This window comes from Nonomuraea fuscirosea, from assembly GCF_035917475.1.
Classification (GTDB): domain Bacteria; phylum Actinomycetota; class Actinomycetes; order Streptosporangiales; family Streptosporangiaceae; genus Nonomuraea; species Nonomuraea fuscirosea.
This window is the reverse complement of the sequence record NZ_CP109074.1, coordinates 1382340-1404707: the sequence shown is the minus strand read 5'-3', so window position 1 is coordinate 1404707 and position 22368 is coordinate 1382340. Positions and strand designations below refer to the sequence as shown.

The window sequence follows — 22368 nt, the reverse complement described above, 5'->3', positions numbered from 1 at the left end:
GACTCTTCTAGGGCCGTCGCGGCCCGCTAAGAAGCAGGGTCGCGGAACGCACGTGTCAAGCCTAGCGCACCTCTTCGGCTGAATGCAGACACTCGATCGAGGTCCCGGGGCACAATGGATCCTTCAGGCCCGGCGAGACCTGATGGTGATGTATCCGTTGTGACCTCATTCGTCCCAGAAGAATAGCCTTGTCGAAGTGGTGTACCCAGCTGAGCCCCATGGACCGGACGGCGACCTGCCGATGCAGGATCCGCCGACCGATCCTCATGGCTTCGCTCGTTTCGCTGCGGAACCACCTTCATCTCCTGGAAAATCCCATGAGATCATGCGTGAGACGTCAAATCCGGATATAACGGGACATCCGGACACAACCTCGGGAGGGCCGGCAGTAATGGCAACGGAGAATTCCGGACCTCACCTGCCATCCTCCTGGCCTGAGGCACCACGCCGTGAGGCGTCCTCCTGGCCCGAGTCCCCCTCCGAGGTGCCGGCGTCCTGGCCCGACAGTTCGCGGGCCGGCCATCCCGAGCCGTCCTGGCCGGAGCCGCCGCGCAAGGACGCGTCCTGGCCCGACCCGCCCGGCGCCGGGCGCGGGGAGCAGGCCGGCGGGCCGCCGTCGTGGCAGGACTCCCCGAACGGAACGGCGCCCTCCTGGCCCGAACCGCCCCGCCAGGACACCGGCCGCGCTCCCCTCCCGTACGAGCCGGGCCGGCACGAGGGCTCCCAGCAGGACGTGCCGATGTCGTGGCCGGAGGCGTCCCCGCAGGACGCGCCCGGCTCCTGGTCGGGCAACTCCTCGCCGGACGTACGAAGCTCCTGGCCGGACGCGCCGCCGCAGAGCACGGCGGGCCCGGCCGCCTGGCCCGAGGTGTCGTCGAAGGGCATGCCGTCGCCCTCGTCCCCGCCCGGCGGTCCGGCGGTCCCCGACCCGGTGCCCGCGTGGGCGCAGCCGCCCACCCCCTCCCCCGACGCCTGGTCGAACCTGTCCAGCCCCGCCCCGTGGCCGGCCGAGCGCTCCGCGCCCGCCGCCGAGCGCACGACGCAGTACGGCTCCCAGAACGGCCCGGCCGACGCGCCGCCCCGGCCGCAGGTGCATCCGGCCGACGAGCGCACGGTCACCTACGGCCAGCACACGGAGAACCTGCTGAACGAGCGCGCCGTGCCGTCCGCCCCCGGCGACCGCGTGGTCCACCCGGCCTCCCCCGGCGACCGGGTCGTCCACCCCGCCCCGTCCCATCCCGGCGGCGGCCAGCCCGGTGGTCAACACGGTGGTCAACACGGCGGCCAACACGGCGGCGGCCAGAACGGCGGCGGCCCCGGTGGAAATCATCAGGGCGGAAACCACCAAGGCGGTGGCCAGCACGGCCCAGGTCAGCACGGCCCGGGTCAGCACGGCGGCGGTCAGCACGGCGGTGGCCGTGGCGAAGGGCCTCCCGGCGAGGACCAGTCCGCCCGTCCCGGTCACAAGCTCAGCCGCGACCCCTCCGACCCCGAGAACCGCTTCGTCACGGCCGGCCAGATCAGCGGCTCGCGCACCCCTCCGCCCGAGCGCCAGCAGGAGCTCTGGAACACCGTCTTCGGCGACAACTACCAGGCCATGGGCGAGCACGACGCGCTGGACGACGAGGACGCGGGCCGGCCGGTCTGGGTCTTCGCGCTCGGTGGCTCGGTGGCGGTGGCGCTGGTGGTCGCGCTGCTGTGGGCGTTCCTGTGGGGCCCGCTGGCCGGCGAGGACGCCTCCAGCGCCGGCGTGGCCCAGAAGCCGACGGCCGCCCCGAGCAGCCCCAAGAGCACCAAGACCTCGTCCTCGATCGGCGCGCTGCCGAAGTACCCGGGCAAGGCCTCCCCGGTGATCGGCCGCGTCCCCGACGCGGCGGCCGGGATCTCGATGCCGCGCCTGGGCGGCACCTGGCAGCTGGACCAGCGCGCGACGGTCAAGGCCACCTACGGCTTCGACACCCGCCAGTACGTCCAGGTCGCCCCCGAGCGGTACGCCACGGTCATGTCGGGCCCGCTGTCGGCGCGGATGGCCTCGTACTACGAGCGGGACAACCTGGAGCCGGCCATCAGGCAGGTCGTGCTGAACGCGCGCAAGCGCTTCTTCCCGGCGGACAACAAGGTGCGCAAGATCGCCCAGCAGGCGATCAAGGTGGGCGACCAGACGGGCCGGCTGATCGCCTACCAGCTGACGTCGGGCACGGAGAAGGCCACACTTGTGACGATCGCCGTGAACACCGGCGCGGACGTCCCCGCGATCGTCTACATGTCGATCCCGTCGACCAGCAAGCAGCTGCTGCCCGACATCCGCACGGTGATGAACCAGATCAGGCTGAACACGCAGTCGTGACCCGCTGACGGGTGCTCAGAAGGTGCACTCCATGTGCTTGATCCCGTTGATGAAGCTGGAGTGCAGCCGGTCGGGCTTGCCGCCTTCGACGTTGGGGACGCGGCGCAGCAGCTCGCGGAACATCACCGTGATCTCCCTCCGGGCCAGGTGGGCGCCCAGGCAGAAGTGGGGCCCGGGGCCGCCGTAGCCGACGTGCGGGTTGGGGTGGCGGGTGATGTCGAAGCGCAGCGGGTCGTCGAACACGGCGGCGTCCCTGTTGGCCGCCCAGTAGAACAGCACGGCCTTCTGGCCCTTGCGGTAGAGGTGGCCGTTCATCTCGAAGTCCCTGGTGAGCTTGCGGCGCATGAAGTTCACCGGGGAGGCCAGCCGGACGATCTCCTCGACCGCGCCGGGCGCGCGGCCGTCGAGGTCCTCCAGCCACAGGGCGCGCTGGTCGGGGTTCTTGGTGAGCAGGCGCAGGCCGTAGGAGATGGCGTTCCTGGTGGTCTCGTTGCCGGCCACGACGAGCAGGATGAAGAACGAGCCCAGCTCCTGCATGGTCAGCCGCTCGCCGTCGATGTTGGCGTTGACCAGGGACGACGTCAGGTCGGTGGTGGGGTGGTCGGCGCGGTGGGCGGCCAGGTCCTGGACCAGCTGCTGCAGCTCCACGCCCGCGTTGAGCAGGCGCTCGGCGATCTGGTCGAGGTCGCCGCCGGTGTACTCGGGGTCGAAGCCGCCGAGGATGATGTTGGAGCGGTCGAAGACGTAGCCGTAGTCGCGCTCGGAGATGCCCATCATGTCGCAGATGATCTTCAGGGGCAGACGGGCTGCCACCTCGGTGACGAAGTCGCAGCCGGGCCCCTTGGCCAGCAGGTCGTCCACGATGGTGACGGCCGCGGCCTCGACGTCCGCCTCGAACTGTTTGATCATCTTGGGGGTGAAGGCCCTGGAGACGATCCGGCGCAGCCGGGCGTGACGGGGGTCGTCCATGTTGATCATCGAGCCGAAGTACTCGGCGAACTCCGCGGGCATGTCGGGGATGTTCGTCGCCCCGCCGTCGCCCGAGCAGAACACCTCGGGGTTGCGGCTGGCTTCGAGGATGTCGGCATGCCTGACCAAGGCGTAGTAGCCGGGGCCCTTGGGCGCGTACGACATCTCCATCTCCTCGAAGAAGGCGGGGGTGTCGCGGGCGCGCAGCCGCTCGAACGCGTCCTCGCGCTCGCTCATGGGCTTGGCCCAGAAGTCGCGGTCCGACAGGTCGAAGTCCAGGACGCTCATGTGCCAATCATGGGAAAAGCGGGCACTTACGTCAATGGTTTTGACGTACACCGTACGTACGCGGCCGGGAAGGGTACGACTCCCGGCCGCGCGAGCGGCGTACGAGAAAGGGCGGGTCAGGCCGCCGGGCCGAGCCAGTCGAGGATGAGTCGGTTGACCTCGCGCGGTCGTTCCAGCTGCAGGAAGTGCCCGGCGCCCGGCACCACCTCGGTCCGCGAGCCTTCGGGCAGGTGGCTCAGCGCGTCCTTGGTCAGGTCGGCGCTCAGGCAGCCGTCATCGGCGCCGTGCAGGTAGAGGACGGGCCCGGCGACCCCGCCCTCGACGGCCGGATAGCGGCCCGAGGGCGGCGTGGTGCCGAGCATGGCCCGGTAGTAGCCGATGGCCGCGGCGAGGTTCGCGGGGGCGCCGATGCTGCGGCGGACGAACTCCAGGTCCTCGCTCGCGTCGTACCCCGGCGACCAGTCGCGCCACAGGTTGTCGATGAAGCCGGGGGCCGCGGCGGCCGACTCGGCCAGCGCCGTCTGGAAGAGGAAGATGTAGAACGAGCGCTTGAGCTGCTCGTACTCGAAGAAGCCACTCGCCAGCGAGCCCGGCGGCGGCACCGCGAGCGTCACGGCGCGGCGGAAGCGGCCGGCGGTGGCGTAGGTGGGGAAGGCGCCCCAGTCGTGGCCGATGACGACGGCGTCGTCGCCGCCGCCCAGCTCCTCGTGCAGCGCGCGTACGTCGGCGACCAGCGCCGCGTCCTCGTAGGCGCCGTCGGCCGGGACTTCGGTGGGAGCGTAACCCCGCATGAAGGGCGCGACCGCGCGATAGCCGTGCTCGGCCAGGGCGGGCATCAGGTGCCGCCAGGTGTGCGCGGTGTCGGGAAAGCCGTGCAGGCACAGCGCCAGCGGCCCCTCGCCCAAAGACAGATACGCGAACTCCACACCATTGGCGTGGATAGTCCTGATCTCCATGACTGCGAAACCTAGCACGACGGCCGCGCTCCGACCGGGCGCTCAGAAGGTGTAACGCAGGTGCTTGATCCCGTTGATGAAGTTGGACAGCAGGAACTCGGGCTCCCCCACGGCCCTGATGCCGGGCAGGCGGGTGAACAGCTCGCGGAACATCACGGTCATCTCCCTGCGCGCCAGGTGGGCGCCCAGGCAGTAGTGGGGCCCTGGGCCGCCGAAGCCGACGTGCGGGTTGGGGTCGCGGGTGATGTCGAAGCGCTCGGGGTCGGTGAACACCGCCTCGTCGCGGTTGGCCGAGTTGTAGAAGAGCAGCACCTTGTCGCCCTTCCTGTACGCGGTGCCGTTCAGCTCGTGGTCGCGGGTCAGCGTACGGCGGAACTGGATCACCGGCGTGGCGTAGCGGACGATCTCGTCGCAGGCCCCGACGATGCGGCCGTCGAAGTCGGCCAGCAGCAGCTCGCGCTGGCCGGGATGGTCGGTGAGCAGCTTGAGCCCGTGCGCGATCGCGTTGCGGGTCGTCTCGCTGCCCGCCACCACCAGCAGGATGAAAAACGAGCCGAGCTCCTGGGACGACAGCCGCTCCTCGCCGTTGACCAGGAGGCTGACCAGGTCGCCGGTGGGCCTGCGGCGCCGTTCGTCGCCCAGGCGGGCGGCCAGGCGGTTGAGCGAGAAGCCGGCGTGCAGCAGCTTGGCCAGGCCGCGGGCGACGTTGACGCGGCTGAAGTCGGGCGACAGGCCGGTGTACTCGGGGTCGGCGTTGCCGAGGATGACGTTGGTCCGCCGCAACACCATGTCATGAAATTTCGCAGGAATGCCCATCATGTCGCAGATGACCCGTACCGGCAGCCGCGCCGCCACCTGCGTGACGAAGTCGCCTGGACCCTCGGCGGCCGCCCGGTCCACGATCTCGGCGGCGGCCCGCGCCAGGTCCTCCTCCATCTTCGACAGGACCCGCGGCGTGAACGCGCGCGAGACGATCCGGCGCAGCCGCGCGTGCCTTGGGTCGTCCATGTTGATCATCGACCCGAAGTAGACGCTCAGCCAGCGCGGCATGTCGGGGATGCTGTTGGAGCACGGCTCGCTGCTGAACACGGCCGCGTTCCTGCTGGCCTCGGTCACGTCGGCGTGGCGGACCAGGGCGTAGTAGCCCGGCCCGCCGCCGACGAACGGCACGGCCTGCTCCGGCACGAAGGCCGGGCGCTCCAGCTCGCGCAGCTTGCGGAAGGCCTCCATGCGCTCGGCCTGCGGCCGTCCCCAGAACGGGATCTGCGACAGGTCGAGGTCCACGGGCAGCGTCATACCGTCGAGCCTACGCAAGTGACCACTTACGTCAAGCGTCGCCACCCTTGATCAGGTCGGCTCCCTTCTCGCCGATCATGACGGCGGGGGCGTGGGTGTGGCCGCGGTTCAGGGTCGGCATGACGGAGGCGTCCACGACCCTGAGCCCCTCGACGCCGCGCACACGCAGCGCCGGGTCCACCACGGAGCCGTCGTCTGTGCCCATCCGGCAGGTGCCGACCGGGTGGTACAGGGTCTCGCCGCGCTCGCGTACCCACCGGGCCAGCTCCTCGTCGGTCTCCGGCGCCCAGTAGGGCGCCATCGGCCCGCCCGCGAACGGCTTCATCGCCTCGGTGGCGAACACCCGCTTGGCCGTCTTCAGCCCCGCGACCAGCCGTCTGACGTCGGCCTCCGCGCCGAGGTAGGCGGGGTCGATGACCACGTCCGCGCCGTTCAGCCCGACCCGGCCGCGGCTCTCCGGCTGCAGCAGCACCACCCCGACGGTGAGCCCGTGACCGGACGGAGGCGTGAGCCCGTGGTCGATGAACGGCCCCGGCGCGAAGATCAGCTCGATGTCGGGAGCGGGCTCGCCGTCCGAGGTCCTGATGAACGCCACCGCCTCGCCCACGTTCGTGGTCAGCATGCCGGAGCGGGTGACGAGGTAACGCAGCAGGTTGCCGATCGACTCGGCCCCGGTCAGGGTCACCGGTCTGGCGCACTCGACGAACACGCCGCTGGACAGGTGGTCCTGGAGGTTCTTGCCGACCTCGGGCAGCTCGTGCACGAGCGGCACCCCGGCGTCGCGCAACTCGTCGGCCGCGCCCACGCCCGAGCGCATCAGCAGGTACGGCGAGCCGATCGCGCCCGCGGCCAGGACGACCTCCCGCCTGGCTCTGACCTGGGTGCCGCCGCCGTACTCGATGCCCGTCGCCCGCCTGCCGTCGAACGTCACCCGGTCCACCGCGGCGCCGGTGAGGACGGTCAGGTTGGGCCGCGAGGCGGCCGGGCGCAGGTAGGCGTCGGCCGAGCTCCATCTCCTGCCGCGGTTCTGGGTGACGGGGGTCGGGCAGTAACCCTCGTTCGAGCGGCCGTTCAGCTCGCCCAGGCGGGTCATCCCCAGCTCCGCGCACGCCTGGAGGAAGGCGGCCGTCGTGACGTTGGGGCTGCGCAGCTCGGAGACGTAGACGGGGCCGTCGGTGCCGTAGACGCCCCCCTCGTTGCTGCCGACGCGGCGCTCGGCCCTGGTGAAGTAGGGCAGGACGTCGTCGTAGGCCCAGCCGGGGATGTCCCACTGGTCGTAGTCGAGCTGGCAGCCGCGTACGTACATCTGGGCATTGAGCGACGACGAGCCGCCGAGCACGCGACCTCGGGGCCAGTAGAGCTCGCGCCCGGACATCTCGCCCTGCTTGGCGGTGGTGAAGTCCCAGTCGTACTCGGTCTTGAACAGCTTGGCGAAACCGGCCGGCATGCGGATCTCGAGCTTGTCGTCCTTGCCGCCGGCCTCGACCAGGGCCACCGAAACACCGGGATCCTCCGACAGCCGGGCGGCCAGCACACAGCCGGCCGACCCCGCCCCGACGATCACGTAGTCGTACTCCATGACCCCTCCTGGGGAAGTAACGTCCCCCTTGCTTACAAGAAGGCCGCACGCGCGTCCATATCCAGTTGTGACCTGAGTTACCTACCAGTCGGTATGTCCCGCCTGCGAAGATGGCGCCGAAGCCGTTCTAGAGGGAGGAAGGCGTCATGCTGAATCTGTCGATCGTCCTGGAGGACAGCGCCAGAAACACCCCCGACCGCACCGCCGTCGCCTTCGGCGACATGCGGCTGCCGTACTCCATGATCGACGCTGTCGCCAACCAGGTCGCCAGCCTGCTGATCTCGCGCGGGATCACCAAGGGGGACAAGGTCGCGCTGGCCTGCCCCAACCTGCCCTACTTCCCGTTCGTCTACTTCGGCATCCTGAAGGCCGGGGCCACGGTGGTGCCGCTCAACGTGCTGCTGCAGTCACGCGAGATCGCCTACCACCTCGACGACAGCGACGCCAAGGCGCTGTTCTGCTTCGAGGGCACGCCGGAACTGCCGCTCGGCGAGCGGGGCCGGGCGGGCTTCGAGGCGGCGGAGGGGTGCGAGCACTTCTTCGTGCTGCCCGCGACGCCGCTGGCCACCGAGTCCGAGCACGGCGAGTCGATCTGGGCCGCCCTGGGCGGCATGCCGGCGGAGTTCGAGACCGTGCAGACGGCCCCCGACGACACCGCGGTCATCCTCTACACCTCGGGCACCACGGGCCAGCCCAAGGGCGCCGAGCTGAGCCACCAGAACATGCTGCTCAACGCCATGGCCAGCGACAAGATGTTCCCCTCGGACGAGGAGCAGGGCGACACCTACCTCGCGGTGCTGCCGCTGTTCCACTCCTTCGGCCAGACCGTCGTGATGAACACCGGCTTCCTGCGCGGCGCCACGGTGGTGCTGATGCCGCGCTTCGACCCGGGCGAGGCGCTGGCGCTCATGGTCAAGGAGAAGGTGACGTTCTTCGCCGGGGTGCCCACGATGTACTGGGGCATGCTCACCAAGATCCACGCGGACGGCGCGGAGGTGCCCACGTCGCTGCGGGTGGCGGTGGCCGGTGGCGCGTCCTCGCCGGTCGAGGTGCTCAAGGACTTCGAGAAGACCTTCGGCATCGGCATCCTGGAGGGGTACGGGCTCTCCGAGACCGCGCCTGTCGCCAGCTTCAACCAGCTCGGCCGGCCCACCAAGCCCGGCACCATCGGCACGCCGATCTGGGGCGTGGAGATGAAGCTGGTCGACGGCGACTGGAAGACCGTCGAGGGCGAGGGACCCGGCGAGATCGCCATCAGGGGTCACAACATCATGAAGGGCTACTACGGCCGCGCCGAGGCGACGGCCGAGGTGATGAAGGACGGCTGGTTCCGTACGGGCGACATCGCCACGCGCGACGCCGACGGCTACTACTCCATCGTCGACCGGGCCAAGGACATGATCATCCGGGGCGGGTTCAACGTCTACCCGCGCGAGATCGAAGAGGTCCTGATCAGCCACGAAGCCGTGTCGCTCGCCGCCGTCGTCGGCGTCGCGCACGAGTCGCACGGCGAGGAGGTCAAGGCGTACGTCATCCGCACGCCCGGCTCCACGATCACCGAGGACGAGCTGATCGCCTGGGCCAAGGAGAACATGGCGGCCTACAAGTACCCGCGGGTGATCGAGTTCCGCGACTCCCTGCCGATGACCGCCACCGGCAAGATCCTCAAGCGCGAGCTGCGGTAGCCGTCCCGCACCCGAGGCGCGGACCTCTCCGCGCCTCGGCGTGCCTCCAGGCCGGCCCCGTTTGTCGGCGTGCTCGGCCGGGCCGTGGTTCGGTAGCTTGGCTTCCATGCGGGATCGGCCGGACGACTTCGACGAGGGGCTGCTGCGGCCCGCGCTGGCCGCGTGGGGCATCGAGGCCGCCACGCTCGACTACGCGCCGGTCGGGTTCGGCGACTTCCACTGGATCGCGGGCGGCCGGGGCGGGCGGCGCTGGTTCGTCACGGTCGCGGACGTGCGGCGGCAGACCTTCGACGGGCTGCGCCTGGCCATGGAGACGGCGGCCGCGCTGCGCGAGGAGGCGGGGCTCGGGTTCGTGGTGGCGCCGCTGCGCGCCGGTGACGGCACCACTCTGCGCCGGCTCGACGCCCGCCGCTACGCGATGAGCGTGTTCCCGTACGAGGAGGGCCAGGCGGGCGACTTCGGCGACGAGCCGCCGGCCGACGAACGCGCGCTGATCATCGACCTGCTGGCGGAGCTGCACCGCACGCCGCCGCCGCTGCCGACCCCGGCCCGCCCGCTGGAGCCGGCCGGGCGGGCCGCGCTGGAGCAGGCGCTCGGCGACCCGTCCCTGCCCTGGCTGGGCGGCCCGTACGCGCGCCCGGCCCAGGAGCTGATCGCCGAGTACGCGGCCGTGCTGCGGCGCAGGCTGGCGGAGTTCGACCGCAGGGCGGCCGAGCCGGGCGAGCCGGTGGTGACGCACGGGGAGCCGCATCCCGGCAACCTGCTGCGGGCGCCGGGCGAGCGGCTGCTGCTGGTCGACTGGGACACGGTCGGGATGGCCCCGCCGGAGCGTGACCTGTGGCTGGTGGCCAGGGACGCGAGTGACCTGGCCCGCTACGCCGACGCGACCGGCCGCCGCCCCGACGCCGGCGCCCTCGCGCTCTACCGGCTGCGCTGGGCGCTCGACGACGTGGCCGAGTTCGTGGAGTGGTTCCGCTCGCCGCACGCGCGCACTCCGGACGCCGAGCAGTCCTGGGCCGCCCTGACCGGAACGCTCAAGCAGCTCGCGGACGACGACGCGGCCGGGCCGTGACGGCCGCCTCCCGCCTCGGTCAGCCGGAAACTTTCATTCCTGATCGCCGCGTCACGGCAGCTCACGACCGCCCGGCCGGTCCCCCCGCTCACGCGACATTGCGGTCCCGAAATTTTCGCTGGACACTCGCAATATTTCGGCCGCCGAGCGAGAGGACCTCGATGAAGCTGAGAGCACGCATCGCGAGCGCGGTGATCGCCGCCGCGGCGCTCGTGACCGCCGGCCTGATCACCGCGACCCCGGCCGCGTCGGCCCAGCTCACGGAGGTGACCGGCTTCGGCGCCAACCCCACGGGCCTGCGCATGCACCTGTACGTCCCCGACGGCGTCCCCGCCCGCCCGGCGCTGCTGGTGGCCGTCCACTACTGCACCGGCTCCGGCCCCGCCTTCTACTCGGGCACGGAGTTCGCCTCGCTCGCCGACCGGCACAAGTTCGTCGTCATCTACCCGTCCGCGACCAGGAGCGGCTCCTGCTACGACGTCTCCTCGCCGCAGGCGCTGCGGCACGACGGCGGCAGCGACCCGGTGGGGATCGTCTCCATGGTCAGGTACGTGCAGGAGCGCTACAACGCCGACCCCGCCCGCACGTTCGTGACCGGGGCCTCCTCCGGCGGCATGATGACCAACGTCCTGGTGGGCGCCTACCCCGACGTGTTCAAGGCCGGGGCGGCGTTCATGGGCGTGCCCTTCGCCTGCTTCGCCACCACCGACGGCTCCAGCTGGAACAGCGCCTGCGCGAACGGCCAGATCGTCAGGACCCCGCAGCAGTGGGGCGACCTCGTACGAGCGGCGTACCCCGGCTACGGCGGCGCCCGCCCGCGCATGCAGATCTGGCACGGCACCGAGGACGCCACGCTGCGCTACCCGAACTTCCAGGAGCAGATCAAGCAGTGGACGAACGTCCACGGCGTGAGCCAGACCCCCAGCCTCAGCGACCAGCCGCGGGCCGGCTGGGCCAGGACCCGCTACGGCGGCACGGGGACGATGGCCCCGGTCGAGGCGATCAGCCTGGCGGGCGTGGGGCACAGCCTGCCGCAGGGCGGCATGGCCGCCGCGGTCATCGACTTCTTCGGCCTGTCGGACGGCGGCTCCGACCCCACCACGTCACCGACCGTCACGCCGACGCAGCCGGTGGGACAGTGCGCGGTCACGTACACGATGAACACCTGGAACACCGGCTTCACCGCCGAGGTCAAGATCGTGAACACCGGCACGGCCCCGCTCTCCTCGTGGAACCTGGCCTTCACCCTGCCGGCCGGCCAGACCGTCACCTCGGCCTGGAACGCCACGCTGTCACCGTCCAGCGGCCAGGTGACGGCGCGCAACGCCCCCTACAACGGCTCCGTCGCGCCGGGGGCGTCGGCCTCGTTCGGCTTCCAGGCCACCCACGGCGGAGGCACCGGCAAGCCGGCCGCCTTCACCCTGAACGGCACCGCCTGCACCACGACCTGACCGCACGCGGCCCGGCGCCGTCACCCGCAGGGCCGCGTCCGGAAGAGGACTCACCTTTCCCCGCCGGCCGAGAAGGGCTGAGCCGCCGGGGCGGCGGCGCCGGTTCTCCGCGGTCAGCAGGGGCTCTCGTAGAAGTCCTGGTAGCCGCTGCGGACGCCCCACATGTCCACCGACCCGTCGCAGCCCTCGTACTTCTCCCCGACCACGGTGGTGCGGGTGGAGTCGCTGTAGAAGACGGTGGCGCAGGCGTGGTTGTGCTTGCAGGCGCGGGCGTCGGCGGGACCTGTGGTGACGACGGTGACGGCGGCCACGGCGAGGACGGTGGCGGGCAGGAGGCGGCGGATCATGGGTTCCTCCGGAGGGGGGTGAGGAGCGTTGCTCCGATCGTCTGCTCCCGCGGCCGATCGATCAAGAGCCGTGCGAGGGGCCTGGCCGGGCCAGGCCCCTCGCGCACCTCAGGAGGTGACAGGTTCGATCCACACGTTGCGGAAGCGCGGGTTCTCCCCCGGGTCGCCGTGGTCCTGGAGGCGGATGCCGGCGGACGCCGCGTTCTCCGGGATGCTGTCGCCGGTGCCGCCGTCGACGGCGACGTCGTCGTGCACCACCGTCCCGTTCCAGACGACCGTCACCCTGGCGTCGTCGACCTTGACGCCCGCGCTGGTGAACCGGGCCGCGCGGAAGGTGATGTCGTACGTCTGCCAGGTGCCCGGCGCGGTGGCCATGTTGCGGTCGGGCGCGCGCTTGGAGTAGATCGAGCCCGCCTCGTCGGCCGCCGGCGTGGTGTCACCGTGCGACTCCAGCACCTGGACCTCGTAGCGTTCCTGCAGGAAGACGCCGCTGTTGCCGCGCTGCTGGCCGGTCACCTCGGGCGGGTAGTCCGGCTCGTACCACTCGGCGTGCAGGGTGAAGTCGCCGAACGTGCGCCTGGTGCGGATGTCGCCGCCGTACGACTCCATCGAGCCGTTCGCGACCGGCCACGCCGCCGCCCCGCCGGCCCGTCTCTCCCACGCCGCCAGGCTGGAGCCGTCGAACAGGGTGATCCGCTCCCCCTTCGACACCGTGAGGTGGTCGAGCCCGACGTCGCCTCCGTCGCCGGAGTCGTAGCGGTAGACGACGGTGTTCGTCCCGCGCTTCAACGGCAGCGCCTCGGTCTGCACCTCCCAGGCGTCCCGGCCGCCGGTGGCCGCCAGCCGTACCTGCCTGATCTTCTTGCCGTTGACGTGCACGCTCACCGACGTGCCCGCCTCGGCCGCGTAACGCAGGCCGGCGTTGTACGTGCCGGCCGAGCCGGTCCGGACGGAGAACGACGTGCTCGCGCCCTCCTTGGTGTACCCGTCCACGAAGCCCGTGCCGGTGAAGCCCCGGTGGGCGGTGCTGACCGCGGCGCCGCCGCGCAGCGTGGCCCGCTCCGCCTCCAGCACCGGGCTCGCGGCCACGGTGATCGCGTCCAGGTTGACGTTGCCCGTGTCGCCGGTGTCGTAGCGGTAGGCGACGGTGTTGACGCCCGCCTTCAGCACCAGCGGCTCGACCCGGGTGGCCCACAGGTCCCACGTGCCCGTCGACGGCAGCGCCACCTGCCTGACCTTGGCGCCGTTGACGTACACGCTCAGCGACTTGGTGCCGGGCGCGGGGTCGGGGCCGTTGGAGTAACGCAGGCCCACGGGGTACGTGCCGGCCTGCTCCACCTGTACGGCGAACCGTGTCGTGGCGCCCGCGTTCCAGTAGCCGTCCACGAAACCGGACCCCGAGTACGTGGGGTGGTCGGTGTTCAGCTTCGCGCCGCCGCTCTGCGCCGCGCTCTCCGCCTCGTACACGGTGTCGGTGATCTCGCCACCGGGCAGCGAGTTGAGCGTGTACCACGCCTCCGTGCTCCACAGCGGCTCCCCTGAGGCCGAGCTGAACGGGCGCGGCGAGCGCAGGTGCACCACCCGCCCCGGCTTCAGGCCGGCCACCTTCAGCGTGACCTTGCGGCCGGACGCCTTCGCCGAGGTGACGGTCAGCGGCTCCTCGTCCACCTTCGGACCGCCGTACGTGACGGCCGGGACGTAGCGCCACTGGGTGAGCTGGTAGCGGCCGGCCAGCGACGCGATCGTCTCCGCCGACAGCGGCTGGGTGTACTCCAGCTCGAAGCCGCCCTCGATCGCCCGCATCTTCAGGAAGTCGAACGCCTTCTCCTCGCCGGGCGTCAGCTTCTGCAGGCCGTAGGTGAGCTTGCCCGGCTGGCCCCAGTTGCCGCCCGCGCCGAGGCCGCCGGCGTAGATGGCGCCGTCGGGGCCCAGGCTGATCCGGTTGACGCCCGCCTCAAGGCCCTGGGTGAACCGGAACACCGCGCCCTGGTAGGCGCCGTTCACCTTCTCCAGGTAGGCCCGCTGGATCCCGCCGTACGTGACGTCGCCGAACAGGAGTTGCCCCGCGAACCTGCCCTGCTTCATCAGCAGCGGCGTGCTGGGCGAGTTGGCGATCTCGTTGTGCGGCAGCCACAACACCGGCGGGGTCACCACGCCGGCGTCGAACGGGCCCTCCGGCGTCGTGTAGTGGTTGAAGAAGCGGCCCTGCTCGACGTGCACCAGTTTCGAGGCCGGCAGCCAGCCGCCCTGGTTGTCCAGCACGAACAGGTCGTCGTCCGGCCCCCAGCCGATGCCGTTCGGCGTGCGCAGGCCGCCCGCGAGATACTCGACCTTCCCGGTCGCCTTGCTGACCTTGACGGTCACGCCCCGGTCGCGGGCCGGCTGCGGGACGGTGGTGGCGCCGCCGTAGTCGATGGCCACCGACAGGTTGAGGTAGAAGTGGCCGCCCCGGTAGAGCAGGCCGAAGGCGAACTCGTGGAAGTTGCCGCCGAAGGGCCAGGTCGCGACCGTTCTGAGGGAGTCGGTGACCTCGTCGCCGTTCGTGTCGTTCAGCTCCACCAGGCGGGACTTCTCCGACACGTACAGCTTGCCGTCCACGTACGCGATGCCCATGGGCTCCTGCAGCCCTTCGGCGATCTTCTTGGCGGTCACCTTCGCCGGGGAGGTCGTGCCGGTCACGCCGCTCAGCAGGTACACCTCGCCGAGCCGGTTCTCCGAGCCGCCCCAGGTGGTGACCGCCAGCCGGCCGCCGGGCAGCCAGGCCATCGCGGTCACCTGCGGCTCGAACCCGGCCGGCCGCAGGTCGGTGAGGGTGTAGTCGGGGTGCACCGCCTGCAGCGGCAGGCCGTCGCCCGGGGAGTCGGCGCCGCTCTCGCACTCCTTGCGGCCGGGGGCGGTCACCCGCACGACGTCCGCGTCCGTGCTCAGCGCCTCGGTCGGCACGAGCGTGAACGCCTGGGCGCCGGGCGGTTTCCACTCCAGCCTGAGCTGCTGGCCGTACAGGTGCTCGAAGTGGTCGATGCGCAGAGCGTGGTAACCGGCGGTCAGCGTGATCGTGCCGTCCACCGCGATCGGCCCGTGCCGGCCGTCGTTGACGATCACGACGGTGTCGCCGATCCGCAGCCGGGAGCCGTCGTCGCTGATGAGCCGGAACTCGTAGGTGCCGGCGGCGGGGACGGAGAGGTTGCCGGTGACCTCGGTGACGAACAGGTCGGTGAGGCCGAAGTCGGCGTCGGACGTCCAGTCGATGGCGGGCATCAGCTTGTCCACGTTGGGCGTCTGTCCCGGCTTGAGCGTGCACATCGTGGACAGCTCGACCTGGACGTCGTACGTGCGCAGGGTGACGCCCGGCACCTGCGGCGGCACGTCGGCGTGCGCGCGGGCGGGGACGGTCAGGAAGGAGAGTGCGATGATCAGCGACGCGGATAAGAGGGGTAATCTCCGCATGACTAAGCCCATCTCGGTGCGGGCGCCCTGGTGCGGCGCGGGTGGGGGGGCGGCATCGCCGGGCCGGCCGTCGGCGGATGCCGGGTCACATGAGTCGGAGAGCAAGGGGGTAACGCTGCTCTGCGCCGTAATATAAGGCGAAATTTCCGACTTGCCCATACCCTTTCGCCGAAAATCGATGAAAGTCAGGATGCGCCAGGGCGGAAGGCGAGCAGCGCCGGCGGAGAGCGCCGTCGCACGAAAGTACGCGCGGGCCCGCACAAAGCAGACGGCGCGGCGGGCGGGGGCGAACCCCCTTGCCTGCCGCGCCGTGCCGGATCCGTCAGGGCCAGTCGATCGAAGGCCGCAGCGGGACGCCGGAGCGCCCGTTCTGGTCGAGCTTGACGCCCAGCACCTGGTGCAGCTGGACCTTGTTGCGCTCGAAGCCGACGATGCAGCCGGCCATGTAGAGGGCCCACACGCGGGCCGTGCCCATGCCGACCTCCTGCACCGCGTCGTCCCAGTTGGCGTCGAGGTTGTCGCACCAGTGGCGCAGCGTCCTGGCGTAGTGCTCGCGCAGGTTCTCCTCGTGGCGGATCTCGAAGCCGAGGTCCTCCATCTGCCTGATCAGGTAACCCACCGACTCGAGCTCCCCGTCGGGGAAGACGTAGCGGTTGATGAAGCCGCCCTTGTTGAACGTCTTCTCCTTGCCCGTCGGACGGGTGATGCAGTGGTTGAGCAGGCGCCCGCCGGTCTTGAGCTTGCCGTACAGGAACTCGAAGTACGACGGCAGGTTGTCCTTGCCGATGTGCTCGGTCAGGCCGATGGAGCTGACCGCGTCGAAGCCGCTCTCCTGGACGTCGCGGTAGTCCATGAACCGGACCTCGGCCAGGTCCTGCAGGCCCGCGTCGGCGATGGCCTTCTGCGCCCACTCCGCCTGCTGGCGGCTCAAGGTGACGCCGAGGGCCTTGACGCCGTAGTGCTGCGCCGCGTGCATGACCATGCCGCCCCAGCCGCAGCCCACGTCGAGCAGGCGCATGCCGGGCTCCAGGCCGAGCTTGCGCGCCACCAGGTCGAACTTGGCGAACTGGGCCTCTTCCAGGGTGGCGTCCTCGCCCGGGTAGCAGGCGCACGTGTAGGCCATCGACGGGCCGAGCACCCACCGGTAGAAGCGGTTGGAGACGTCGTAGTGGTGGTGGATGGCCTCGGCGTCGCGCTGCTTGGCGTGCCTGGAGCCCAGCCGGGCCAGCGCGCTCTGGCGCATCTCCTGCGGGGGCGGCGGCACGCGCATGAGCAGCGGCTTGACGCCCAGCGCACGGACCGCGGCCACCTTCTCGGAGGTGGTCAGGTCGTTGGTGGTGATGTTCCACATGCGGTCCAGCAGCGTGTACAGGTCGCCCTGGACGTCGAGGTGGCCGGACACGTACGCCCTGGCCAGGCCGAGCTCACCCGGTGCGTGGGCCAGGTAGGCCACCGCTATCGGGGACTTGACCTCGATCCCCAGGTCGGCGCCGTCCGGCCCCGCCTTGCTCCCGTCGTAGGCCGTGAACGCGATGTTCGCGTCGCGGCCGACGATCTTTTCAAAGATGGATGCCAGAGCCATCTGCTCACCTTCCCCGTACACACTTTTCGTACAGGTCCAGCAGGCGACCGTTCGGGTCGTAATCCCGCTTGACCGGCCAATAGGCGTCGCCGTTGTACAGCTGCCAGAACCGCTCACGGGCGTAGAACGAGGTCGAGTAGAGCGACTTGTGGCCGTCGAGCTCGTGCACGGAGTGCTCGATCAGCCGGTTGTAATACCCGTCGAACTGCCCCCGTGGCAGCGGCACCATTCCCCAGAAACCGAAATTGACGTAGAGCTTGCCCGGCTCCAGCGGGTAGAGCGGCCACCGGGTGGCCGCCCGCAGCGGGCACATCCACACCGGGGTCATGCCCACCTTGTCGTGGAAGAACTCCAGGAACTCCGCCCCGCGTTCGACCGGGACCTCCACGTCCTGGATCACCGACTCGCTCACCGGCAGGCCGCGCCACCGGTCGACGCGGGCAGTCAGGCCGTGCTTGCGGTCGAGCGCCACCAGGCGGCGGTAGACGTCGGAGCGCATCCAGCGGCGCGGCATGAGCGAGCGCACCACCGGCTGCTGCACCCCGAACGCGCGCGAGCACCAGAACCAGTCGGTGTCCCAGCGCCACAGGTAGTCGCGCACGGTCAGCCAGTCGCGGCTGCGCTGCCTGATCGACTGGTAGTAGATCCGCATCCCGGTGTAGTCGGAGACGTAGGGAGCGCGGTCGGCGAAGCGGCCGAGCGTGATGTACATCTCGCCCGGCTCGAAGAAGACGCCGTCGATGAAGTCGACGCTCTCCCCGTCGTGGACCATGCTGTCGCTGATCTCCTGCATGGCCAGCATGCACTTGCCCGCGTCGGTGAACTTCAGGTGGGTCACGTGCACGTACGGCTGGACCTTGCGCAGTTTGATCCTGATCCGCAGGGCGTAGCCGAGCGTGCCGTAGGAGTTGGGGAACGCGCGGAACAGCTCGCGGTGCTCGTTGTCCGCACGGGCCACCACCACGCGCCCGTCGCCGGTGAGGATCTCGAGTTCCTCCACCGACTCGTGCGGCAGCCCGTCCCTGAAGCTGGTGGACTCGATGCCGAGCCCGGTCACCGCGCCGCCCAGCGTGATCGTCTTGAGCTGCGGCACCACGTACGGCATGAGCCCGTGCGGCAGCGTGGCGTCCACCAGGTGCTCGTACGTGGTCATGCCCTGGACCTCGGCCGTCATGGTCTCAGGGTCGACGCTGATGACCTCGTCGAGGTCTCTGGCCGAGAGCTTGGCCGTCCTGCCGCCGTCGCGGAACCTGAACAGGTTGGACGTGGACTTGGCCAGGCGGGGCGCGGCGTCGCCGGGAATCTCGGCGTACGACTGCCGGATCTGCTCTACTGCCCGTCGGTGTGTCGACATCTTCGTCGTCACGAGAGCACCCCCTTGAGCTGGTAGAGATCGTCCGTAAGACGGTATCTCCCAAGGCCGGATCGGGCCAGACCGGGGTCGTTAAAGACACGAAAACTGTTCATCGTGCCAGGTGAATCCCCTACGTAACAGGCGATTGGGTAAACTTTCTCAAGATCACCGGCGTTACGCCGTTGACCACGCTGTCCACCTCGCGCCCTTCGACCGCGGCGGCCAGGTTCTCCACGGTGACGGTGAGCAGCCGGCCGCTGGCCTCGGGGGTGACGCCCGCCGCGTGCGGGGAGAGCAGGACGTTCGGCAGGTCGCGCAGCGGATCGCCGGCCGGCAGCGGCTCCACGTCGAACACGTCGAGGGCGGCCCCGTCCAGATGACCCTCGCGCAGAGCCGTGACGAGCGCGCCCTGGTCCACCACGCCGCCCCTGGCCGCGTTGACGAGCAGGGCGCCCCGCTTCATGCGCGCGGGGTCGACCAGCCCTCTGGTCTCGTCCGACAGCGCGATCACGACGACCACGACGTCACTGCCGGCGACGAGCGTGTCCAGGTCGGTGTAGCCGGGGTCCGCGCGCGGGGTGCGCGTCCAGTAGGAGACCTCGCAGCCGAGCGCGCGGAACAGCCGGGCGCAGCTGACGCCGATCGGGCCGTAGCCGACGATCCCGACCCGCCGCCCGTGCAGCTCGCGCGGCTGCAGCCCCTGCTGCGGCCATTCCCCCGCGCGTACGGCCGCGTCCGCGACCCCCAGCTTGCGCGCCAGCGACATGGCGGCGGCCAGGCACCACTCGGAGACGGCCACCGCGCTGACCCCCGGCGTGTTGGCCAGGGGCACGCCCGCGGCGGTCAGGGCGGCGAGGTCGTGGCCGTCCACGCCCACCGACGGCTGCTGCACGAACGCCAGCCGGGGCGCCGCCCCGACCGCCTCGGCGTCCAGGACGAGCGTGCCCGTCCAGTCGCCGAGCACGATCTCGGCCTCCGGCAGCGCCGCGAGGAGCGCCGCACGGTCACGGGCGGCCGGCACGCGTACGGCCACCCGGTCGCCGAGCGGGGCCAGCAGCCGGCGGATGAGCTCCTCGGGGAGGGGCGGCAGGGCGAGCAGGTTCCAGGGACTCATGCCCTCACAGTAAAGCTGGCGATCACCTGGCGCATCAGGGCCCTGCTGCGCACCCACTGCCCCTCGGCGACCGTCCACGACAGCAGGTAGGCGGCGTCCCCCGTCGAGACGACCCGCCGGATCTCGTGGTAGCGGGTGCCGGGCCGGGCCCAGCGCGCGTCGCTCGTCTCGCCCGCGATCCAGGTGAACTCCCACTCCACGGCCTTGACGCCCTGGTGCGAGACGTACCTGCGGCCGCGGTTGATCACGGTCTGGGCCTCGGCCTTGAGCCGCTCCTCCGAGTCGCGCATGACCTGGTTGGCGTCGCGGTTGGCGTAGAAGGCCTCGACCCCGAAGTGGGCGTTGCCGTCTCTGCGGGTCCATCCGGTGTAGCCCTCGCCGAGCGCTCCGCGCCAGCCGATCGGCCGCATGATCGACCAGCCGTCCCTGGACCGCCACGCCCGCACGGCCGGGGCGAGCCTGGTCACGCTCGGCGACGGGGTCGCGGACGGCGTCGCGCTCGGCGTCGGCGCCGCGGTGGGCGTGAGCGGGCTGGTCGCCGCGGCCGGCTGCGTGGTGGCGCGCGGCGCGCCCTCGGCGGGCGAGGCGGTCCTGAAGTAGGCCACCGTGCCGCCGGTGACGACGAGCACCACCGTGGCGGCCGCCGCGAGCAGCGCCCGGCCGGGGCCGGAGCCCTTCTTGCGCTCCCTGGGCGAGTCGAGGTCGGCGCTGGCGGGCTTGGCGGCGAGGATGGCCGCGAGCAGCCGGTCCGCCTCCTCGGCGCCCACCCGGTCCTGGGGCTCCTTGCGGAGCAGGCCCTTCAGGATCGGGTGCATGATCGGCGGGATCCTGCGGTAGTCGGGCTCCTCGGTGAGCAGCGCGTTGAGCGTGGCCATGGCGTCACCGCGCTCGAACGGGGACCGGCCGACCATGCACGCGTACAGCGTGGCGCCCAGCGACCACAGGTCGGACTCGGGGCCGGCGTTCTCGGCGCGGACCCGTTCCGGCGCCAGGAAGCTCGGCGAGCCCGTGACCATGCCGGTCCTCGTCAGCGACGCGTCACCCTCGACGGTGGCGATGCCGAAGTCCATGAGCACGGCCCGGCCGTCGTCGGACAGCAGGATGTTGCTCGGCTTCACGTCGCGGTGCAGGATGCCGGCCTCGTGGGCGGCCCGCAGCGCGGACAGCACCTGCCGGCCCACGCTCGCCGCCTCGCGCACCGGCAGCGCTCCGGTCGTCAGCACGACCTGCTCGACCGAGGGGTGGCTCACCAGCTCCATCACGATCCACGGCCGGCCGCCCTCCTCGACGACGTCGTAGACCGCCACGACCGACGGGTGATTGAGCTTCGCCGCGGTGCGCGCCTCGCGGGCGGTGCGCAGCAGGTGACGCTCCTGGTCGCCCGGCGACAGCCCGTCGGGCAGCAGCACCTCCTTGATCGCCACCTGCCGGTTCAGCAGTGTGTCGCGGCCTTCCCAGACCACGCCCATCCCCCCGCGACCCAGTTCGCGCAGTAACTGGTAGCGCCCTGCGATGAGCCGGTTGCCATCCGAAACCATGTCCTACCCCTGTAGCGGCGCACGCGCCTGCTGCAGACGGACGCTGAACGCGACCGCCTGTAGACCACCCGAACAGTGGGCAAGTTTCCCATACCTCCCGGGACTTCGCGGGAAGGTCGGAAAGGCCGCTTGCACCAGATCACCGAATGTTGTTCTACTGAGGCAGGGTCTGCAACGAGGAGAGTCCGATGCCTGAGGTTCGCCAGGGTCCCCTGTCCGGTGTGCGAGTGCTGGAGCTCGCCGGGCTCGCTCCTGGGCCGTTCGCGGGGATGATGCTAGCCGATCACGGCGCCGAAGTCCTGCGAGTCGACCGGGTCGGAGCGGTTTCCGACCGCCCTCGCGCCGACGTCATGGACCGCGGCAAGCACACGATCGGACTGGATCTGAAGTCCCCCGAGGGCGTGGCCGCGCTCAAGGAGCTGGCCCGCCACGCCGACGTGGTGATCGAGGTGTTCCGGCCCGGGGTGGCGGAACGGCTCGGCATCGGGCCCGCCGACCTGCACGCGGTGAACGAACGGCTCGTCTACGGCCGGATGACCGGCTGGGGCCAGGACGGCCCGCTCGCCTCGACGGCCGGGCACGACATCGACTACATCGCCGTCTCCGGCGTGCTGTCCATGCTGGGGCACGAGGGCGAGCGGCCGACGCCGCCGATGAACATCCTCGGCGACTTCGCCGGCGGCGGGCTCATGCTCGCGTACGGGGTGCTGCTCGCCCTGTTCGAACGGGAGCGCACCGGCGTCGGACGGGTGATCGACGCGGCCATGGTGGACGGGGCGGCGATCCTGTTCTCCATGTTCTACCAGGCGGTGCAGAGCGGCCACTGGGGCCCGCGCGGCACGAACCTGCTCGACACCGGCGCGCCGCAGTACGACACGTACGAGACGGCCGACGGCGAGCACATGGCCGTGGGCGCGCTGGAGCCGCAGTTCTGGGAGGCGATGGTCGGCCTGATGGGCCTGACCGATCTGCCCGACAGGAACGACCGGGCCCAGTGGCCGGCACTGCGGGCACGCCTGACCGAGGAGTTCAGGAAGCGCACGCGGGCCGAGTGGGAGGCCCTCTTCGACGGCTCGGACGCCTGCGTCTCGCCCGTGCTGTCCATGGCCGAGGCCGCCGCCCATCCGCACAACGTCGCCCGGGGCTCGTTCGTCCAGGTGGGCGGCGTGACCCATCCGGTGCCCGCGCCGCGGCTGCTCGGGACGCCCGGCCAGGACCTCTCCCCCGCCACCCGCCTGACCGACCTGTCGGACTGGGGTCTGCCTCGGGAGGAGGCGGACAAACTCCGCGACATGGGGGTGCTCGCCTGAGCCGCCTCCGGTCAGGGCGTGATGCCTGGTCGG

15 protein-coding genes are annotated in these 22368 nt (G+C 70.9%); 5 read left to right on the top strand and 10 right to left on the bottom strand.

What is annotated here, in order from left to right:
- Nucleotides 1-484: 484 nt before the first annotated feature.
- The gene (locus OIE67_RS06315; RefSeq protein ID WP_326637535.1) at nt 485-2347 is read left to right on the top strand and encodes a hypothetical protein; all 1863 of its coding nucleotides are present in this window, start codon (nt 485-487) and stop codon (nt 2345-2347) included.
- Nucleotides 2348-2362: 15 nt separating this feature from the next.
- Here OIE67_RS06315 and OIE67_RS06310 read toward each other — a convergent pair whose 3' ends face one another.
- The 4 genes from OIE67_RS06310 to OIE67_RS06295 form a co-directional block, all read right to left on the bottom strand.
- The gene (locus tag OIE67_RS06310) at nt 2363-3604 is read right to left on the bottom strand and encodes a cytochrome P450 (RefSeq protein WP_326637533.1); all 1242 of its coding nucleotides are present in this window, start codon (nt 3602-3604) and stop codon (nt 2363-2365) included.
- 116 nt (nt 3605-3720) lie between these two features.
- Nucleotides 3721-4560, bottom strand: a complete 840-nt coding sequence (locus OIE67_RS06305) for an alpha/beta fold hydrolase (RefSeq protein WP_326637531.1) — start codon at nt 4558-4560, stop codon at nt 3721-3723.
- A gap of 42 nt (nt 4561-4602) precedes the next feature.
- The gene (locus OIE67_RS06300) at nt 4603-5856 is read right to left on the bottom strand and encodes a cytochrome P450 (RefSeq protein WP_326637529.1); all 1254 of its coding nucleotides are present in this window, start codon (nt 5854-5856) and stop codon (nt 4603-4605) included.
- Nucleotides 5857-5887: 31 nt separating this feature from the next.
- Nucleotides 5888-7435: a GMC family oxidoreductase gene (locus OIE67_RS06295; protein ID WP_326637527.1), complete on the bottom strand. Its 1548-nt coding sequence runs from the start codon at nt 7433-7435 to the stop codon at nt 5888-5890.
- A gap of 146 nt (nt 7436-7581) precedes the next feature.
- Between OIE67_RS06295 and OIE67_RS06290 the strand changes: the two genes are divergently transcribed.
- The 3 genes from OIE67_RS06290 to OIE67_RS06280 all read left to right on the top strand — a co-directional run bounded on the left by OIE67_RS06290 (nt 7582) and on the right by OIE67_RS06280 (nt 11643).
- Nucleotides 7582-9120 carry a long-chain-fatty-acid--CoA ligase gene (locus tag OIE67_RS06290; protein ID WP_326637525.1) on the top strand — a complete coding sequence of 513 codons (1539 nt, stop codon included), beginning with the start codon at nt 7582-7584 and terminating at the stop codon, nt 9118-9120.
- Between the two features lie 106 nt (nt 9121-9226).
- Nucleotides 9227-10192 (top strand): phosphotransferase enzyme family protein, encoded by a 966-nt coding sequence (locus tag OIE67_RS06285; protein WP_326637523.1) that lies wholly within the window; start codon nt 9227-9229, stop codon nt 10190-10192.
- Between the two features lie 161 nt (nt 10193-10353).
- On the top strand, nt 10354-11643 hold the full coding sequence (locus tag OIE67_RS06280; RefSeq protein ID WP_326637521.1) for an extracellular catalytic domain type 1 short-chain-length polyhydroxyalkanoate depolymerase: 1290 nt from the start codon (nt 10354-10356) through the stop codon (nt 11641-11643).
- Between the two features lie 113 nt (nt 11644-11756).
- On the opposite strand, the gene OIE67_RS06275 is transcribed toward OIE67_RS06280, so the two are convergent.
- The 6 genes from OIE67_RS06275 to OIE67_RS06250 form a co-directional block, all read right to left on the bottom strand.
- Nucleotides 11757-11990: a DUF6289 family protein gene (locus OIE67_RS06275; protein WP_106250329.1), complete on the bottom strand. Its 234-nt coding sequence runs from the start codon at nt 11988-11990 to the stop codon at nt 11757-11759.
- A 108-nt stretch (nt 11991-12098) separates the two neighbouring features.
- Nucleotides 12099-15437: a family 16 glycoside hydrolase gene (locus OIE67_RS06270; protein ID WP_326637517.1), complete on the bottom strand. Its 3339-nt coding sequence runs from the start codon at nt 15435-15437 to the stop codon at nt 12099-12101.
- Nucleotides 15438-15759: 322 nt separating this feature from the next.
- Nucleotides 15760-17019 carry an SAM-dependent methyltransferase gene (locus OIE67_RS06265; RefSeq protein WP_106250517.1) on the bottom strand — a complete coding sequence of 420 codons (1260 nt, stop codon included), beginning with the start codon at nt 17017-17019 and terminating at the stop codon, nt 15760-15762.
- Nucleotides 17020-17023: 4 nt separating this feature from the next.
- Entirely contained in the window at nt 17024-18373 is a 1350-nt protein-coding gene (locus tag OIE67_RS06260; protein ID WP_106250519.1) for an FAD-binding oxidoreductase, read from the bottom strand.
- 130 nt (nt 18374-18503) lie between these two features.
- Nucleotides 18504-19487 (bottom strand): NAD(P)-dependent oxidoreductase, encoded by a 984-nt coding sequence (locus tag OIE67_RS06255; RefSeq protein WP_326637515.1) that lies wholly within the window; start codon nt 19485-19487, stop codon nt 18504-18506.
- Nucleotides 19484-21025 (bottom strand): serine/threonine-protein kinase, encoded by a 1542-nt coding sequence (locus OIE67_RS06250; protein WP_326637514.1) that lies wholly within the window; start codon nt 21023-21025, stop codon nt 19484-19486. The genes OIE67_RS06255 and OIE67_RS06250 overlap by 4 nt, the downstream gene beginning before the upstream one ends.
- A gap of 188 nt (nt 21026-21213) precedes the next feature.
- Between OIE67_RS06250 and OIE67_RS06245 the strand changes: the two genes are divergently transcribed.
- Nucleotides 21214-22335, top strand: a complete 1122-nt coding sequence (locus OIE67_RS06245; protein ID WP_326637513.1) for a CaiB/BaiF CoA transferase family protein — start codon at nt 21214-21216, stop codon at nt 22333-22335.
- The last annotated feature ends 33 nt before the right edge of the window (nt 22336-22368 follow it).